Annotated in this window: 10 protein-coding genes; 6 read left to right on the plus strand and 4 right to left on the minus strand. The window is 65.2% G+C overall.

What is annotated here, in order from left to right:
• Nucleotides 1-152: 152 nt before the first annotated feature.
• Entirely contained in the window at nucleotides 153-1,079 is a 927-nt protein-coding gene (locus E2583_RS01305) for a LysR family transcriptional regulator (protein WP_291592455.1), read from the plus strand.
• A gap of 63 nt (nucleotides 1,080-1,142) precedes the next feature.
• On the opposite strand, the gene hrpA is transcribed toward E2583_RS01305, so the two are convergent.
• A complete protein-coding gene (gene hrpA, locus E2583_RS01310) occupies nucleotides 1,143-5,189 on the minus strand; it encodes an ATP-dependent RNA helicase HrpA (RefSeq protein WP_291592457.1) in 4,047 nt (1,348 codons plus the stop codon).
• A gap of 174 nt (nucleotides 5,190-5,363) precedes the next feature.
• Between hrpA and E2583_RS01315 the strand changes: the two genes are divergently transcribed.
• The 4 genes from E2583_RS01315 (at nucleotide 5,364) to E2583_RS01330 (ending at nucleotide 10,170) form a co-directional block, all read left to right on the plus strand.
• Nucleotides 5,364-6,542, plus strand: coding sequence for a metallophosphoesterase (locus E2583_RS01315; RefSeq protein ID WP_291592458.1), 1,179 nt, complete (start codon nucleotides 5,364-5,366; stop codon nucleotides 6,540-6,542).
• A gap of 468 nt (nucleotides 6,543-7,010) precedes the next feature.
• A complete protein-coding gene (locus E2583_RS01320) occupies nucleotides 7,011-7,853 on the plus strand; it encodes a zinc-ribbon domain-containing protein (protein WP_291592459.1) in 843 nt (280 codons plus the stop codon).
• 5 nt (nucleotides 7,854-7,858) lie between these two features.
• Nucleotides 7,859-8,518: a hypothetical protein gene (locus E2583_RS01325; protein WP_291592460.1), complete on the plus strand. Its 660-nt coding sequence runs from the start codon at nucleotides 7,859-7,861 to the stop codon at nucleotides 8,516-8,518.
• Between the two features lie 65 nt (nucleotides 8,519-8,583).
• Nucleotides 8,584-10,170 carry a zinc ribbon domain-containing protein gene (locus E2583_RS01330; protein WP_291592461.1) on the plus strand — a complete coding sequence of 529 codons (1,587 nt, stop codon included), beginning with the start codon at nucleotides 8,584-8,586 and terminating at the stop codon, nucleotides 10,168-10,170.
• A 101-nt stretch (nucleotides 10,171-10,271) separates the two neighbouring features.
• Here E2583_RS01330 and E2583_RS01335 read toward each other — a convergent pair whose 3' ends face one another.
• From E2583_RS01335 to E2583_RS01345, 3 genes are all read right to left on the minus strand, one after another.
• Nucleotides 10,272-12,053: an enterochelin esterase domain-containing protein gene (locus tag E2583_RS01335; protein WP_291592463.1), complete on the minus strand. Its 1,782-nt coding sequence runs from the start codon at nucleotides 12,051-12,053 to the stop codon at nucleotides 10,272-10,274.
• A gap of 88 nt (nucleotides 12,054-12,141) precedes the next feature.
• A complete protein-coding gene (locus E2583_RS01340; protein ID WP_291592465.1) occupies nucleotides 12,142-14,373 on the minus strand; it encodes a TonB-dependent siderophore receptor in 2,232 nt (743 codons plus the stop codon).
• A gap of 153 nt (nucleotides 14,374-14,526) precedes the next feature.
• Nucleotides 14,527-15,807 carry a hypothetical protein gene (locus tag E2583_RS01345; RefSeq protein WP_291592466.1) on the minus strand — a complete coding sequence of 427 codons (1,281 nt, stop codon included), beginning with the start codon at nucleotides 15,805-15,807 and terminating at the stop codon, nucleotides 14,527-14,529.
• Nucleotides 15,808-15,940: 133 nt separating this feature from the next.
• On the opposite strand from E2583_RS01345, the gene E2583_RS01350 reads away from it, so the two are divergent.
• Entirely contained in the window at nucleotides 15,941-17,134 is a 1,194-nt protein-coding gene (locus tag E2583_RS01350; protein WP_291592467.1) for an MFS transporter, read from the plus strand.
• Nucleotides 17,135-17,711: the final 577 nt, after the last annotated feature.

Raw genomic sequence — 17,711 nt, forward strand, 5'->3', positions numbered from 1 at the left:
ATGGAACAGAAATGTAGCAACCGCAATTGCCGGTATAAACCCCGCAAACGCGGCCACACTGTTTCCAATTCTCGAACAATGAGGGGCTGGCCTGTGTGTGAGAATCCCGCATCCTCGGCGAGTCCGGGTTTTCGCGAGGACAAGGAGATCCCATGGATCAGATACAGGCCATGCGTATTTTCGCGCGGGTCGTGGAAGCAGGCACTTTCACGCGTGCAGCCGATTCGCTGCAAATGCCAAAAGCCAGTGTGACCAAGAACGTGCAGGCGCTGGAAGAGCGACTGCGCGTGAAGCTGCTCAACCGAACCACGCGCCGCGTCACCGTGACCGCCGACGGTGCGGCCTACTACGACCGCGCCGTGCGCCTGCTCGCCGACTTCGACGATCTCGAGGCCAGCGTCAGTCAGGCCCGCACCACGCCGCGCGGTCGCCTGCGGGTGGACGTGGGAACCACGGTGGCGCGTCTGCTCATCATTCCCCATCTGAGCGAGTTCCAGTCCCGCTACCCCGAGATACACATCGATCTGGGCGTGAGCGACCGTACGGTGGACCTGATCAGCGACAACGTGGACTGCGTGATCCGCGGCGGCGAGCTGGCCGACCAGTCGCTGGTGGCCCGCCGCATCGGCAATCTGGAATTCATCACGGTTGCCGCCCCTGAATATCTGCAGCGGCACGGCGTGCCCCGGCATCCTCGCGACCTGGAGTCCGGCCATCGCAACGTGATCTATTTCTCCCCGGTCTCGGCGCGGCGCTATCCGCTGGAGTTCCACAAGGGCGGCGAAGTGATAGAGATCGCCAGTCCCGCCCATCTGGGCATCAACGAAGGCAACGCCTACATCAGCGCCATCCTTGCGGGCCAGGGCATAGGGCAGCTCAGCCGCTTCCAGATTCACAAGTACCTGGAAAACGGCCAGCTGCAACGCGTGCTCGAAGACTGGAAGCACCCTCTGCTGCCGATCTACGTGGTCTATCCGCCCAACTCCCACCTCAGCGCCAAGGTGCGCGCCTTTGTGGACTGGGTGGTGGAGCTGTTTTCGCGCAACCCGCTGCTGCAGGGCGAAAGCCGGCCCGCCTAGACAGGCAGTGCCGCGCTCACCAGGCGCCAGGCTCGGCGCTGCGCACAGCGCATCAAGCCTGCATCACTGCTGCAGCTGCGCCCAGACCTTGTCCAGCCGCTTGGCGCTGACCGGATACGGCGTGCGCAGCTCCTGGGCAAAAAAGCTCACGCGCAGCTCCTCCAGCATCCAGCGGTACTCCTGCATGCGGGCATCGATCTGCCCCTTGCGCTCGGCCACCAGCCGCCAGTAGCGCTGCTCCAGCGGCAGCAGCTCCTTGAGCTTGGCGGCATCGCGCGCCGGGTCGGCCCGGTACTTGTCCAGGCGCGAGGTGATGGCCTTGAGGTAGCGCGCGTAATGACCGAGCTGCGCCCAGGGGGCCACGGCGATGAAGTTTTTGGGCATCAGCTTTTGCAGCTGCTCGCTCGCGTCCTTGGTGGCCTCTGGCGCGTTCTTGGTGTCCTTGATCTTGCGCGCGGCGGCCGCATACTCGGCAAGGATGACGGCCGACATGCGAGCCACCTCGTTGGCAATCAGCGTCAGGCGGCCGCGGCCGTCCTGCACGCGCTGCCTGAAGTCGACCTCGTTACTCGGCAGCGGCTCCTGCAGGAAGGCGCGGTCTATGGCCACGTCGATGATCTGGCCGCGCAGCTCCTCCTGCGTGCCCAGCGGCATATAAGCCACGGCCATCTTCTGCAGATCGGGAATGTTCTTTTCCAGATACTTGAGTGCATCGCGAATCTGCAGCGCGAACAGGCGGCGCAGGCCCACACGGTGCTTTGCGGCGGCGGCCTCCGGTTCGTCGAAGACCTCGATGCCGACGGCGTCGCCATGGTCGATCAGGGCCGGAAAGCCGATCAGCGTGGTGCCGCCCTTCTTGATCTCCATGAGTTCGGGCAACTCGCCAAAGCTCCAGTCCTTGTAGCGCGCATCATGGGACTGGGCCGGCCTGTCCGCAGCAGCCATGTCTTTTCTGGAGGCGTCTTGCGCCTTGCCCTTCTCACTTTCAGGTGCCTTCTTCTCTGAACTGGCCGGCTCACCCGCCCCTGCAGCTACCTTTAATGAAGCAAGCGCCTGAAAAGCACCGCGAGCCTTGGCACCCCACTCGGCCTTGAGCGCACCCAGATTGCGGCCCTGGCCCAGCTGGCGGCCATGCTCGTCCGTGATGCGGAAGTTCATGAACAGATGCGGGCTCAGCATGTCCAGCTTGAAGTCGCCGCGCTTCACATCCAGAGAAGTCTCGTCGCGCACCTGCTTGAGCAAGGCATCGATCAGTCCGCCCTGGGCCCAGCGCTCGCTCTGCGTGAACAGCTCGGCCAGCCGCGCCGCGCTCTCGGGCAGCGGCACGAAACGGCTGCGCGGGCGCTGAGGCAGGCTTTTCAGCAGCGCCTGGATCTTGTCCTTGAGCATGCCCGGCACCAGCCACTCGGCACGCTCCTCCGACACCTGGTTGAGCACGAACAGCGGCACGGTGACCGTGATGCCGTCGCGCGCGTCGCCAGGGCTGTGCAGATAGCTGGCGCTGCAATCGGCACCGCCCAGCTTCACGGTCTTGGGGAATTTGTCCGTGGTGATGCCTGCGGCCTCATGCCGCATCAGCTCGTCCCTGGACAGGCGCAGCAGCTCTGGCTGGTTACGGCTCTCGGCACGGAACCACTTATCGAAGGTCGCGCCGCTGTACACATCCCTGGGCAAATGCTGATCGTAGAAGGCAAAGATCAGCTCGTCGTCGACCAGTACATCCTGGCGACGGCTCTTGTGCTCCAGCTCCTCGACCTTGCGCATGAGCTTGAGGTTGGCGGGCAGGAAATGCCATTGGGTTTCCCACTCGCCCTCCACCAGCGCCTGACGGATGAAAAGATTGCGTGCCTCGTGCGGATCGACGCGGCCATAGCTGACGCGGCGGCCGTTGTAGACCACCAGGCCATAGAGCGTGGCGCGCTCCAGCGCCACCACATCGGCCTGTTTCTTGCTCCAGTGCGGATCCAGCAGCTGCTTCTTGAGCAGGTGGCCGCCCACCTCCTCCAGCCACTGCGGCTCTATGGCCGCAATGCCACGGCCGTAGAGGCGCGAGGTCTCGACCTGCTCGGCCGCCACGATCCAGCGACCGGGCTTCTTGCTCAGGTGAGCGCCGGGATGCGGGTGGAACTTGATGCCGTGCGCGCCCAGATAGCTCTCGCTTTCCTCGGCTTTGTAGCCAATATTGCCGAGCAGGCCCGACAGCATCGACAGGTGCACGGCCTCGTAGCCCGCCGCCTCGTTGTTGAGCAGCCATTTCTGCTCCTTGACCACGGTAAGCAGCTGAGAGTGGATGTCACGCCATTCGCGCACGCGGCGGATATTGATGAAGTTCTGGCGCAGCAACTGCTCCCACTGGCGGTTGCTGATCTTGTGCGTGGCCTCGTCGGCCTGCTCGGCGGGGTTGAACAGCGCCAGTCGCTCTTCCACCGTGCCTTCGACCTGCGCGCCGCTGGCACGCTGGCTGACAGGCAGGAAGGCCTGGTTGCGTGCATTGGGCCTGGCCGCAGGCGCGTGCTGGGCCGCCATTTCCTTGCGGCTCTTGGCAACGACCTTGCCGCCGCGCGCATCCGACAGCCACTTCCACAGACGCAGATAGCCACTGAATTCGCTTTTCTCGTCGTCGAACTTGGCATGGGCCTGGTCGGCCTGCTGCTGCGCCTCCAGGGGCCGGTCGCGCACATCCTGCACGCTCAGAGCCGAGGCGATGATCAGCACCTCGGCCAGGGCGCGGCGCTCGCGCGCTTCCAGAATCATGCGGCCCACGCGCGGGTCCAGCGGCAGGCGCGACAGCTCCTTGCCCATGGGCAGCAGATGGCCGTGATCGTCCACCGCCCCCAGCTCGGCCAGCAGCTGATAGCCGTCGGCGATGGCGCGACCCGAAGGGGCCTCGAGGAAGGGGAAGTGCACCACATCGCCCAGGCCCAGCGACTTCATGCGCAGGATCACGCCGGCCAGGGAGGAGCGCAGGATTTCGGGGTCGGTGAAGCGGTCGCGGCTGACAAAGCTCTCTTCGTCATACAGGCGAATGCAGATGCCGTTGGCCACACGGCCGCAACGGCCCGCGCGCTGGTTGGCCGCGGCCTGCGAGATCGGCTCGACCAGCAGCTGCTCCACCTTGCTGCGGAAGGAATAGCGCTTCACGCGTGCCGTACCGGCGTCGATCACATAGCGAATGCCCGGAACCGTGAGCGAGGTTTCGGCCACATTGGTGGCCAGCACGATGCGCCGTCCTGTATGGCCGTCAAAGATACGGTCCTGCTCGGCCTGCGACAGGCGCGAGAACAGCGGCAGCACCTCGGCGCTGCGCAGCGTGGGCGAGTGCTGCAAATGCTTGCGCAGATGGTCGGCGGCTTCGCGAATCTCGCGCTCGCCGGGCAGGAAGATCAGGATATCGCCGCCCTTGCCGCCGGCCCAGAGCTCATCGACGCCATCGGCAATGGCGTCGTTCAGATCCTTGTCCTTTTCACCCTCGAACGGGCGATAGCGCATCTCCACCGGATAGGTACGACCCGAGACCATGATCACGGGCGCAGGACCGTTCTTCGATTCGAAGTGCTTGGCAAAGCGGTCGGCATCGATGGTCGCCGACGTCACCACCACCTTCAGATCGGGGCGCCTGGGCAGGATCTGCTTGAGGTAGCCCAGCAGAAAGTCGATGTTCAGGCTGCGCTCGTGCGCCTCGTCGATGATCAGCGTGTCATAGGCCTTGAGCAGCGGATCGGTCTGAGTCTCGGCCAGCAGGATGCCGTCGGTCATCAGCTTGACGGAGGCGTTCTTCTGCAACGTGTCCTGAAAACGCACCTTGTAGCCCACCACTTCGCCCAGTGGCGTGTTCAGCTCCTCGGCAATGCGCTTGGCCACCGAGCTGGCCGCAATGCGGCGCGGCTGGGTGTGGCCGATCAGATGGCCACGCACCTGGCCGTTGGCATCGGGGACGGCATTGAGCCTGCCCCGGCCCAGCGCCAGTGCGATCTTGGGCAGCTGCGTGGTCTTGCCCGAGCCGGTCTCGCCACAGACGATGATGACCTGATGGCGATCCATGGCCTCCATGATTTCCTGGCGACGGCTGGATACGGGGAGCGACTCGGGGAAGTGGATCTTCAAAGACATAAGGGCTGGGATTATCCCCGTCCTTGGCCACTCTTGCGCGGTGATGGCAAAAGCAGCCGTGCCGCGCGGTATTCACCGTCCCGCGCTGCGCCTGCGGCGGTCGCTGCGGCCGCGTTCATCGCGGGAGCCGCGACGCTTGCTATGCTCGCGGCAATCTTGGCTCATCCGCTCCCCATGGTTTCGACTGCTGCTCTCGTCATCCCGCTCCTGGCTCTGTGGCTCTGGTGGCCCGTCTCCGGCCTCAACGGCACCTCCCGTCTGACCCGCATGCTGGCCGTGCTGATCACGGCCTTGCCGGGCATCGCTCCCGCCCTGCTGCTCAAGGCCGTGCAGACCCACGCCCTGCCCTATGCCGTGGTGGCGCAGCTGCAGGTCCCGGGCGGCTGGATTCTGGCCACGCTGCTGATGCTGGCGCTGTTCGCGCTGCTGCGCGATCTGCTGTGGCTCATCGCCCGGCTCATGGGTCGTACCGGCCTGGCGCAGCTGCTGCACCTTCCTGCGCTGACCATGGCAGCCGTGGTGGCCGCCGGCTGCCTGAGCGCCATCGGCGTCTTCAACGCCCTGCAGCCGCCCAGGGTGCATGAGCAGCAGATCGCGGTCCGGAACCTGCCCGAGGCACTGCAGGGCTTGCGCATTGCCGTGCTGGCCGATATCCATGCCAGCCCGGTCAATGATGCACGTTATGTGCAGACCATCGTGCAGCGCACCCTGGCCACCACGCCGGACCTGATCGTGCTGCCCGGTGACATGGTGGACGGCGATGTCGCCACCAGCCGCGCCCATGTGGCTCCGCTGGCCGGCCTGAGTGCACGCTACGGTGTCTGGGCGGCGCCGGGCAACCACGAGTACTACAGTGGCTACAACGCCTGGATGGCCGAGTTCCGCCGCCTGGGTCTGAAGCTGCTGGAAAACCGCACGCAGATGCTGAACATCAGGGGCAGCAGGCTGGCCCTGTCCGGCATCGGCGACCCGGTGTTCGGCCGCACCTCGCCCCACAACGCCAACCCCGAACAGGCCGAGGGCGTCCCACCCGATGTGGATGCAGTGGCCGCCCAGGCCCGCAAGGCCGGTGCAGCATTCCATATCCTGCTGGCACACCAGCCCAGGTTCGCGCGCGACAACGCGGACAAGGGCGTGAATCTGCAGATCTCGGGCCATACCCATGGCGGGTTGATCCTGGGCATGGACCGCTGGCTGGTGGCCCCCGTCAACAACGGCTTCGTGCGCGGCGAATATGACGTCGGCAACATGAAGCTGCTGGTCAGCAGCGGCGCAGGCCTGTGGGCCGGTTTTGCCGTACGCCTTGGCGTGGCGCCGCGAATCGAGTTGCTGACGCTGGTTGCGCAGCACTGATCACAGGCCTTGCTGACTACCGGATTCTGCACGGCCTGTATTTCGTTGATTTTTTACCGCGAATCACACTCTCAACGATTTGATGCATTTGCAAAAATCAAACAGATTCCCGGATTCAGACAAGCCGTGATAATCACCGGGTCCCTCCATACGGGTTTATATCGCCCTCTTTTCAAATCAGCCACTTAGCGACCCGAACCCCGTCAAACTGTGCCTGTGACTCGATTGAGCGCAATCAGATTCGTGCCCGTCTTTGCCTGACAAAAAGCTGTCAAAACTTCGCATGCAGGCATTCCCACAAAGCGATCCCTCAGGCCCCAGCCAATGCGCCGCTAAGATACAAATCATTTTTCAGAGTCCGTCCCGGTTCAGGCTACGGCGCAGAAACCGGAACATATTCCGGCCATTGCCGAAACCGCAATCCCGCGCAGAAACCATTGCCGCGGACTCGTTCATCGATCGCAGACCATGAATTGTTCCCAATGTGGCAATCCGCTCGCTCCGAATGCCAAGTTCTGCAGGAACTGCGGTGCCCGCCAAGCGCCGGAATCGGCAGGCACTGCTGCTGAAAAAACCTGCCGCCAATGCCAGGCCATCTGCAAACCCGACGCCCGTTTCTGCACGCGCTGCGGCATGGTTTTCGAGAGCCGCGCCGACGCCGATGTGCTGGCGGCCTCGCCTCAGATGCCTTCGGGCGCTGCGCAGGCCATCGACGAAGCCAGTCTGGCTCCACCTCTGATCGAGCCCATGGACCAGCCCGCGCCAAGGCCGCCGTTGCCCGAGCCTGCAGCCAACCCTGCGCCGCGCAACCACCTTCCGCCGGCCTTTCCTCAGGAGCCGGTGCGCGGCAGCAATGCCTGGATCAAATGGGCAGTGCTGGCACTGCTGATCGCCGCCATTGCGGGCGGTGTGATGATGGCCAGCAATATGAAGGGCCTGACCGGCACGGGCAGTAGCTCCAATAGCGCATCGGGTGCGACCCAGGCCGGCAAGGATGCGATTTCAGCCGAGGACAAGGCCAAGGCCGATGCCCTGGTCGGCCCGCTGGGCGGCAATACGGCCGCGCAGGCAACGCCTGCCGAAAGTGCCACTATCAGCGCCCCGAGTGCCGGCAGCGTCGACACTGTGCCCTCCACCGCAGTCGCCCCCGTGGTGGTGAGCCCAGACACCGTCAGCGCGGCGCCCGCACAAGCGGCCAGCCCGCAGCTGCCCGCAGCCCCGGCATCCGGCAAACCGCCCGTGCCGGCCCCTGCAAGAACACCTCCAGTCAAGAAGAGCACCGCGCCATCGCTGGATGACCTGCTGGATTGAAAGCCATGAAAAAACTCCAACTCACTGTGCTCGCCTGTGCCGCAACCCTGCTCGGCGGCTGCGCCAGTCTGCAAGAGGCCTCCTCATCGCTGAGCTGCATGCTCTCCCGCGCCACGAATTCCGCAGACCCCGGTTGCGGCCCTGGCGGCGGTCCGGCCACTGCGGTCTCTGGCAGTCAGAACGAGCGCTTTGCGCGTCTGCAGGCCGCTCTGGATCAGGAAACCCAGCAGGCGCAGAACATGCAGGCCCAGGCCGTGCAGGCCATGCAGAAGCTGCCGGCCAAACAACGCGCCGTGGCCGGGCCGGTACAGACCAGGACCGTCAGCATCGCCGACGGGCAGTCGGGACAGGCACACCAGATGCGCAGTTTCTCCGCTCTGACCGTGGAGATGCCGCTGGCCGCCAAGGGTCGCAAGGAATACACCCAGGCCATGACAGTGCTCAAGGAACTGGCCAATGAACTGGCCGACAACCGCGGCTCGTCGAGCATCGTGGTCGATCAGTCCGACGAGGATGTCAGGGCCGGGCGTGTGAATACCGCCACTGGCACCACCCAGTCCAAGGGCGGCAAACCCGTGACTGTCATCAAGAAGATCGATACTGGTCTGCCCGCCGGTGTGGAGCGCTACACCATCGAAGCCGGCGAGATACGCGGCAAGCTTTGACACCCGGCCAGCCAGCGGCTCACCGTGCCGGACCAGCCAGCCTCAACCACAAGACAGGACGAAAAATGAGAGAGCAACCCCTGGGAGAAATACGTTTTGCCACCCTTGCCCGAGCCGCCGAAGGGCTGACCCAGTGGCGACCGCTGCTGCTGTGCTTTCTGACGCTGCTGGTCTGCGGCGCGCTGATCGCAGGCGCAGCCTGGATGCTGGTCAAGGCAGGCTTTTTCATGTACCTGATCTTCATGCTGGCGTCCGTGATCGCGCTGCTGGCCGGCTCTTCCGGCGTGGGGATCATGCTCATGGACAAGGCGAGGAACGAGCCCGTGCGATCCTTCTCGGCAGCGGCTTCGGCCGGTCTGCTGTGCCTGCCCAAATTCCTGCTGGTCGGACTGGCGGTACTGGCTGCCACGCTGGCCTACTACCTGCTGGCTGCCGTCATCTACTTCATCTGCAAGATTCCGGTACTGGGCGGCATTCTGGCCTTTGTGGCCCACCCGATTCTGGTGCTGGTCGCCGCGGCTTTGCTGATTGCCATGATCTGGGTCGTCGGCCCCTTGATGGGTCCTGCGCTGTGGAGCGGCCTGTCCGTCAAGGCCGCGCTGGCCAATGTGCTGAGCATCGCGCGCAAGCGACTGGTGGAAGTGGTGCTGATGGAGGTCGTGCTCTACGTCATTCTGGGACTGGTCTGCTTCATGCTGTTCGCCGGACTGGTGCCCGCCACGGTTTCGCTGACCGGAATGGCCATGAGCATTACCGGAGATGCCAGCTCCATGGCCGGCATGTTCATGGGCGGCGGCTACGGCCGGGGCTATGGCGGCGGCTTCAGCCCCATGGGCATGATGGGTGGCGGCAGCACCGGCCTCATCGCCGGCCTCGGCGTGCTCTACTGCGTGGTCGGAGCCCTGCTGGCCCAGGTGGCCATCATGGGCATGAACCTGATCTATCTGCAGGCCCGTGAAAGCGTGGACCCGGCCGAGGCCGAGGGCGCACTGGACAGCCTGATCGGCGATGTGCGCAGAAAAGCCGAGGAAGCCAAGGCCCAGACCATGGCCGCCGCAGAACGCACCAGGGCTGCGGCCGAGCGTGCCAAACAGGCGGCCAGCGAGCGCCTGCAGGAAGCCACGGCCAGGCCCGCCGCACCCGACACCGACGGCAATGCCGCCACCGCTGCGACCGCCGCAGGCCTGACTGCCGCCGCAGCCGCGTCCACCGAACAGGCGTTTGCCGAACAGCTGGAGCGCGAACGCGCCCAAGAGCAGGTGCGCCGCGAGGGCGAGGCCGCCCGCCTGAAGGCCGAGACCGAGGCCGCCGAGCAGGCAGCGCGGGAACGTGCTGCAGCCGAAGCCCAGGAACAGGCCAGCCGCCAGCGGGCCGAAGCCCAGGCCGCCGAGCGCGCGGCACAGCAAAGGGCTGCAGAGGAACGCGCCGCAGCCCAGGCTGCCGAACAATCACGTCAGCAAGCCGAGGCCCTGCGTCTGAAGGCACAGGCCGAGCAGCAGGCCGCCGAGCGTGAGGCAGCCCGGGTTCGCGCCGAAGCAGAGGCGGCCGAGAAAGCCCGCCAGAACCAGGCAGCGCCAAGCTGCCCCGCCTGCAGCGCCCCCGTGGCTTTGAATGACCTGTTCTGCGGCGAATGCGGCAACAAGCTCAAGTAAGGTAAGGGCTTCAATCGAAAACCTGCAGCGCTTCACCGACAAGCGCCGCAGGCGCAAAGCAAAAAAAGGGGCTTCAAGCCCCTTTTTCCTACCTGCCGGACTCAGAGCCCGCAAGCCTGTGCGACCTGCTCACTGAGCCTCTCGGTCGGTGGCTCGTGCCCTATCAGCGCCAGCAGCCCGCAGGCCAGCGAACCCTGCCAGTGCACATAGTCATGGCCGGTGCTGTGCACGCGCTGCGCGACCTTGTTGCCCTTGGCACGCAGCACATCGCCCAGCTCCTGGCTGGTCTCGCGTATGCCTGCCTGCCCGCCACGGGCCCCCTCGTAGATGCCGGCATCCAGATAAAAGCGTATCGGCAGCTGCGGCGATTGCTGATACTGGCGGGCCATCCAGTTGGGCGGCTCGCCCTTGGGAGCCCACCAGTAGGAGCCCGAAAGGCTGAGCACGTTGCCAAACCACTGCGGATGGCGCAGCGCCACATAGCTTGAGGCCAGGCCGCCATAGCTCGATCCTGCAATCACCGCGCGCTCGGACCCTGCCGCTATGCCCTGCGCCTTGAGCCAGGGCATGAGCTGCAGGCCCATGAAGTCGGCAAATACCGGATTGGGCGGCAACTCGCGGCTGCGCGCGTCGCCTGCCCCATTGGCCACCAGCACAACGGCGGTTGCAGGCAGCAGCCCATCGGCCATCAGGTTGTCGACGATGGCGGACGTGGGAACCTGGCGCAGGTAGGCCTGGGCGTCGAACAGCACCAGCAGGGAGCGCCGGGCCGCGTCGGCCTGCTGCCAGCCCAGGGGCTTGTAGATCCAGATATCGCGCCCGTTGCCCAGCGCCTGGCTGGGCAACCAGTGACGCTGCAACTGGCCCGCAGCCACGCCGGCGCGAGGCTCGCTCCAGGGTTGGGGCGGCGCCTTGGACAGTGTCAGCACGGAGCGACCGTCGAAGCGATCCTGCACCGCCTGCAGATCCGCAGACCGCCCCCAGCTCCGGCGATTGAGAGGATCGCGCTGCAAGGTGGACAGAATGGCGCGGCGCTGAACCATGGCATCGGCCGAGACCACAGGCACATCGGGCGCAAAGCCATAGCTGAGGCGTGCATCCCTGGGCATGACGAAACTGGCCCACCAGACATCGCTGCTTCCGAGGCGCTGCAGCGGCTCATGATTGCCCGAGGGACTGCCGAACAGCCGCACGGACTGCCCTGCGCCGCGCCAGACAAAGCTCACCAGCTCGTGCTCCGCATCCCAGGGCTCGATCAGCGGCGTACCCTCGCGTTCCATCTCCTGCCAGAAGCTGCGGCTGTCTCCGCCCTGTGCGAGCCTTGCCTGCAAGGCCTTGAGCCTGGGGCTGCGCAGCGGCTCGGGTTCGATCTCTGCCGCAGGCCCATGGCCAGCCGCCAACGGCGCCAGCACCTGGGTGATCGTCAGCTCGTAGGCGCCAGGACTGGGCGCGGCATGGGTCAGTGCATCGCTGTGCCCGCCCTGCGCCACCGGCATGCTGTTTGCTGTCGATGCATAAGGCGGGACGTTCTCTGCACGCAGCACCAGACGCTCCTTCGCCTTGCCACGGCTTAGCCAGGTGAATGCGTGATCGACGCCTTCGCCCTGGCTCAGCCGCCGCAGATGGCGCCCGTCAGGTGTCTGCACATCGAGCACCACGCCCAGCGCCTGCAGATTGCCGCGCACCACGGCACCGGCCGGTGCCTCCAGCTGCAGGCTCAGCACCTGTCCCGGTGACAGCCGACCTGAGAGCGGCTCGCGCACCGCCAGCGACGATGCCGCCTTGGCCACGCTCTGAGTGGTGTCGGCGGGCAAAGGTCTGGCCGCACCGGCCATGCTGGCGACGCCGACGCTGGCCGCTGCCAGCAGGCCAGGAACAAGCACGGAACGCAGTCTCCTGCCCGATGGCCTGTGGCGCGTCACCGGCGAAAACAAATCTTGATGATCTTCATGCATTGATGTTTACTCCGCCTCAGAAGTCCACGGCAGCGCTGATGCGCACGGTGCGCGGCGCGCCCACGGTCAGGAAGTTGTCGGCGAAGGCTCCCGCCCAGTAATTGCGGCCGAAGACGTTGTCCACCGTGCCGCGCAAGACCACTTTCTTGTCGGCAATGCGCGTGGCGTAGCGCGCGCCGACATCAAAGCGCGTCCAGCTCGGTGCGCGCAAGGTATTGGCCGAGTTGACCCACTGCTTGCCCGTATGCACCAGGCGTGCGTTCAGCGCCAGACCGGCCACACCCGGCACATCCCAGTCTGCCGCCAGATTGGCCGCCCAGCGTGCTGCTCCGAACGCGTCATGGCCGTCGTTGGCGCCGACCTGGGTGCTGGTTAGCTTGGGCTGCAGGTACGTGATGCCGCCCAGTACGCGCAGGCGGGAGTTCACGGCACCAAAGGTATTCCACTCCACACCGCGGTTGCGCTGCTCGCCATTGAGCTTGAGGGTATTGGCCGCCGTATCGATGGTGGTCGAAGGCTTCTCGATCTGGAACAGGGACAGCGTATTCGTCCAGCCTGCGCGGCGCCACTTCACGCCCGCCTCCATCTGTCTGGATTTGTAGGGCGCGAATGTCTCGCCGGCATTGGCGTAGGTGGAGCCGACCTCGAGGCCCGGACTCAGTCCTTCGATGTAGTTGGCGTAGAAGGACAGATCCTCGCCCCAGGGCTTGGCCACCAGGCCCAGCATGGGAGTGACGGCGCTCTCGTCGTAGCCCTTCATCTTCTGATGCACGCGCTGGTGACGTGCGCCCAGCGTCAGCTGCAGCCTGTCCTGCAGCAGGCTCAGGGTATCGGCCACGGCGAAACTGCGGATCACATTGTCGTTTTCCTGGCTCACGGCATTGCGCGGCCCGGCCAGAACCGGCAGCACCGGGTCGTAGATATTGGTGGTGTAGCTGCTGCTGACCACGATGGGCAGCGCGCGCCCGCTTTGCTGCTGCAGCTCGTTGAACGAGAACACCAGTTGATGGCCCACATCGCCGGTCTTGAAGCGCCCGCGCAAACCCGCGTCCAGCGCCGTGCTGTGGGTATAGCCCTGCAGGTTGTAGGTCTGGCCCACGGCGGAGCCGTCGCCCACGGCATTGAGCACCACACGCGTGCCCGTGGGCTGGCCAGCATAGTCATGCCAGGCCTTGCCCAGAATGCCGTAGAGCTGCCAGCTGTCGCTGAGCTCGAAGCTGCCGCGCAGCGCCACCGACTTGTTCTCCACCTCGGTATTGACGCCGCGGAACAGATTGTTGCTGGCATCCGGCGCCGCAATCAGATTCTTCATCTTGCCAAAGCTCACCATCACCGGACTGCCGTTGTCCAGGTTCACCTTGTAGTGATAGGCATCCAGCCCCAGCGTGAAGCGATCACCCTGATAGTCCAGCGCCACGGCACCCAGGCGGCGGCGGCGCTTCTGGTCGTCGACCTCGGTTTCCCCGCCGGACAGCGCGCCATTGAAACGTATGCCCAGGCGGCGCCCGGGGCCGAAGCGCCGCGATACATCCACATGCTCCTGCAACTGCGAGCCCGAGGTGTAGGTAGTGGTCAGCCGTGTCAGGGCCTCGGCCAGCGGCTTCTTGCTGACGACATTCACCACACCGCCGACCGCTCCGTTGGGAGCCATGCCGCCGAGCAACGCACCCGGGCCCTTGAGCAGTTCCACGCGCTCGATCATCTCGGTCGGTACATGGCTGTCGGGCGCCAGCCCGTACAGGCCGTTGAGCGCCACTTCGCTGGCATTGACGTCAAAGCCTCGAATCAGATAGTTCTCGTTGACATGGCCGGTATTGGTGGAGAAGCGCACCGACGCGTCGTTTTCGAGCACGGCAGCCACCGTGGCCGCATTCTGGTCGCGAATCAGCTCTTCGGAGTAGGCGGTGATGTTGAAGGCGGCATCCATCACATCCACATTGCCGAGCACACCCAGGCTCGCGCCCTTGGCGACCTGGGCACCGGGGGCAAGCGCCGGCAGACCGCCGCCGTCCTGTTTGTCGGAAACCGTGACTTCGCCAAGGCGCTGTTCCTGAGGCTGCGATGCAGGAGGCTGGGTCTGGGCATGGGCTGTGGCACTCATGGCCAGCAGTGCCGCCAGACCCACGACAGCGCGCGGGCCCGAGCCTGCGGCAAAAGACCGCCCCTGCGCAATCGGTCTGAACCGCCGGGATGCGAGTGCGGAAGCCGACGGTGCAATGCCTGCGCCGCCACGAACTGGGGTTGCCATGTAGACCTCGTTGTGAATCGATCTCCTATGGCTAGAACGAAGTGCGTGGCTAAGGTTTTATGAGAATGAGTCTCAATAATTGAAATTGTACCGCAGCGGGACTTTGTCAAAAAGATAGTGGCAACTACTTTTTTGCAAAGCGATGGGAGGCTGTCAGGGTGCAGTCCCGGCGGGCTTGTCCGTTTCGCAGTCCCGCTCTGCGTTCTCGCTCATCAGCACGCGCACCACCTTGCGGGCATCGGCATCGAAGACCGCGATATCGGGGCAGTAACGGGCACCCTGGGGCGTATCGACCTTGCGGTAGCTTGCGCCATAGACCTTGAGGACCCGGGGTGGCTGTCCGGGCCTGGGCACGGCCAGCACCTGAACCTGGTTCTGGCCCATGGTGGCGGCAGGATCGGCATCACACCAGTCGGCAGAGGGCTCCTGCGCCAGGCTCAGCTCGCCGCCGCGCTCGTACAGGCCGCCAGGCCAGCGCACATGGCCTTGTGCATAGGCCGGCACCTGATAGCAGGCCATGAGCTTGCCGCCCTTGCGCACCGGCAGCATATGGCTTTCAGCCCGCTCGACCCGCTCCGGCCCCGCAGGCTTCCAGGCATAGATGTCCAGGCCATGGCTGCAGCAGCTGGCGCGCCATTCGCTGTAGATGCGCCTGGCCTTGCCATCGAAGGCGGGCGAGCTGATGTCCTGCAGCGACTGCGGCCCCAGCACCAGCTTCTGGGTTCCCGGGTCGTAAATCCAGGTGCGGTGTGCAATATTCGGCCCCGCAGGCAGATCCAGCGCCTGGGTCAGATCCGGCCAGCCGTCAAAATTCGCATCCACCCAGCGCGGCTGCACCCGCCAGCAACTGCCCACGGCGTCGGTCGGCAGGCTTTGCTTCAGGCGTCCCTGCTCGTAGACCTGGATGGCGGAAACCTGGAGGTCCGTATGTTCGCCGCAGTCGGCCAGGGAGCGCAGCTTCTGATTCATCAGCAGGCGCAGCTCGTAATGCAGCCGATGGGAGAAAGCCGGCGGCTGGCGCAGCAGTTGTACGGGCCAGCGCCTTTTGCCATCCATGGACTGCCACTGGCCCTGCAGACGCGGTGGCGCCATGCCCGGCAAAGCCGCCAGCGCCCAGCGGCCCGAAGGCCTGGGATCACCGGCTCCCGACATGGGCGTTTCCGTCAGCTGTCCGCTGGCCGAGCCTTCCAGGTCAAGCGTGGCACCGGGCCGATGACAGGGCTCGTAGCAGTAGCTACCGCCAACGGCACCGTCCAGGCGCCACAGCTCCAGCTTGACGGCCCTGCCGGCGATCTCGCCGCGATAGCTCGCCGACCAGACCACCGCTTCGTGCGAAGTGTCTGCCGTCTCCGCGCTCGCCATCGACGCCCAGCTCATGGGCGCCAGGGCGATATTGAGGCCCGCAACCCAGCCGGTCAGACATTTCAGCGTCATATCACTTCCATTCACTTCGATCCCCAGGCTCGCATCTGCATCATGCCCGCGGCAAACCTTTTAATGTGCTGCCAATATGAATGCTGCAAGATGTGACAACTCTGCGCACAAGCATGGACAGCCAAAGCGATTTATGCAATCAGACAACAACACACAACCAAGCCGCAACATGGGTCTGCTGGTCGCAGCCCAATCCCTGGGGGGAGCCTCTCCGCCCATCATCATCTCGCTGGGCGGCCTGGTCGGGCAGCAACTGTCGTCCAACCCCGCAGCGTCCACCCTGCCGGTCAGCATCTACCAGCTCGGGCTGGCGCTGTCCACCCTGCCAGCCGCCTGGATCATGAACCGCATGGGACGGCGCACGGCCTATGTGCTGGGCGCCATTCTGGGCGTGATCTCGGGTGTGGTCGCCGCACAGGGCATTGCGCACAGCGACTTCGTCACCTTCTGCATCGGCACGGCGCTGGCCGGTTTCTATGCCGCCTGCGTCCAGAGCTACCGCTTCGCTGCCACCGATCTGGTGAGCGATCCCGCGCAGCAGGCCAAGGCCATTTCGCGCGTCATGGTCGGCGGGCTGATCGCGGCCATCATCGGCCCGCAGGTGGTGATCTGGACGCGCGATGCCTTGCCTGCCACCCCGTTTGCCGGCAGCTTCTACAGTCAGGCAGGGCTGGCCCTGCTGGCACTGCCGCTGCTCATGGGCCTGCGACTGCCGCCGCCTCAGGGCAAGCAGGCCGTGGCCGGAGACGCCAGGCCGCTGGCAGAGATTGCCCGCACGCCCCGGTTCGTCGTGGCCTGCGCTGCTGGTGTGGTCAGCTACGGGCTGATGGCCTTCCTGATGACCGCAGCGCCCATGGCCATGGTGGGCTGCGGCCACAGCGTGGGCGAGGCCGCCATGGGCATCCAGTGGCATGTGCTGGCCATGTTCGTGCCCAGCTTTTTCACCGGCAAGCTGATTGCGCGTCATGGCAAGCAACCCGTGACAGCGCTCGGTCTGCTGATGATAGGCGCGGCTGGCGTTCTGGCAATCATGGGCCTGGACATCTTCCACTTCTGGGGTTCGCTGATTCTGCTGGGCGTGGGCTGGAACTTCGGCTTCATCGGTGCCACGGCCCTGCTGACCGAGTGCTACCGTCCTTCGGAGCGCGCCAAGGTCCAGGCACTCAACGACTTCCTGGTCTTCGGCACGGTGGCCGTCGCCTCGTTCGGCTCGGGTCAGCTGCTGCACAGTGCGGGCTGGAACGGCATCAACATCGGCATGCTGCCCCTGGTAGCCATCGTGCTGGTGCTGCTCGGCCTGCACCGCCAGCGCGGGCAAACGTCCTGACAATGCGCCGCTGGGATCCATTCTCAGGCGCTATCAAGGGGAGAGCATCTATCGGCTTGCGGTTGGGCAAGACGGCCTTTTCAACAGTGAAGTCCTTCAAGAAAAGCGTCAGAAGCTACTTTTGAGATAGCGCCACATTCCCTGAAAAGGCGCTTTGCGGGTGCGACCTGTGGACCGCATCCCTGCGGGCAGCAGACCGTCGCGCAGGGCGCCGCCAACAGGCCAGGCGGACATGACGGCATCGCGCCTGGCCAAGTCTCGCCGTGGATTACACCGCCCTCCTCCCTCAAAGCGGCTACTCCGTCCCAGCCCTGCCTCGGCCGGGGCCTTGACGTCGACACCCCGGTGCTTCGCTGCCGGGCTGTCGCCGGCACCAGGGTGCCCAGATCCTGGGTAACGCCCACAGCGCATGTCTGCGCTTGCCGGTCCGACGCAGGCAGCCTCCTGCAGCACTGCGCCCCCGCCTCCCTCACCGGCGTCTTCGGCGCTGACACCCTCCTGGCTCGCGCCGCGAACAGACTCACGGCGCGAGCCGCACGATCCGCCCGTCCCAACACGGTCCGGACCGCGTCCGAAA

This window comes from Comamonas sp., assembly GCF_009360615.1.
In the GTDB taxonomy this organism is placed as follows: domain Bacteria; phylum Pseudomonadota; class Gammaproteobacteria; order Burkholderiales; family Burkholderiaceae_C; genus Comamonas.

Bases quoted from the DNA above. Each gene is read 5' to 3' on its own strand.
- E2583_RS01305 (WP_291592455.1), top strand. From the start codon at position 153: ATGGATCAGATACAGGCCATGCGTATTTTCGCGCGGGTCGTGGAAGCA.
- hrpA (WP_291592457.1), bottom strand. From the start codon at position 5,189: ATGTCTTTGAAGATCCACTTCCCCGAGTCGCTCCCCGTATCCAGCCGT.
- E2583_RS01315 (WP_291592458.1), top strand. From the start codon at position 5,364: ATGGTTTCGACTGCTGCTCTCGTCATCCCGCTCCTGGCTCTGTGGCTC.
- E2583_RS01320 (WP_291592459.1), top strand. From the start codon at position 7,011: ATGAATTGTTCCCAATGTGGCAATCCGCTCGCTCCGAATGCCAAGTTC.
- E2583_RS01325 (WP_291592460.1), top strand. From the start codon at position 7,859: ATGAAAAAACTCCAACTCACTGTGCTCGCCTGTGCCGCAACCCTGCTC.
- E2583_RS01330 (WP_291592461.1), top strand. From the start codon at position 8,584: ATGAGAGAGCAACCCCTGGGAGAAATACGTTTTGCCACCCTTGCCCGA.
- E2583_RS01340 (WP_291592465.1), bottom strand. From the start codon at position 14,373: ATGGCAACCCCAGTTCGTGGCGGCGCAGGCATTGCACCGTCGGCTTCC.
- E2583_RS01345 (WP_291592466.1), bottom strand. From the start codon at position 15,807: ATGACGCTGAAATGTCTGACCGGCTGGGTTGCGGGCCTCAATATCGCC.
- E2583_RS01350 (WP_291592467.1), top strand. From the start codon at position 15,941: ATGCAATCAGACAACAACACACAACCAAGCCGCAACATGGGTCTGCTG.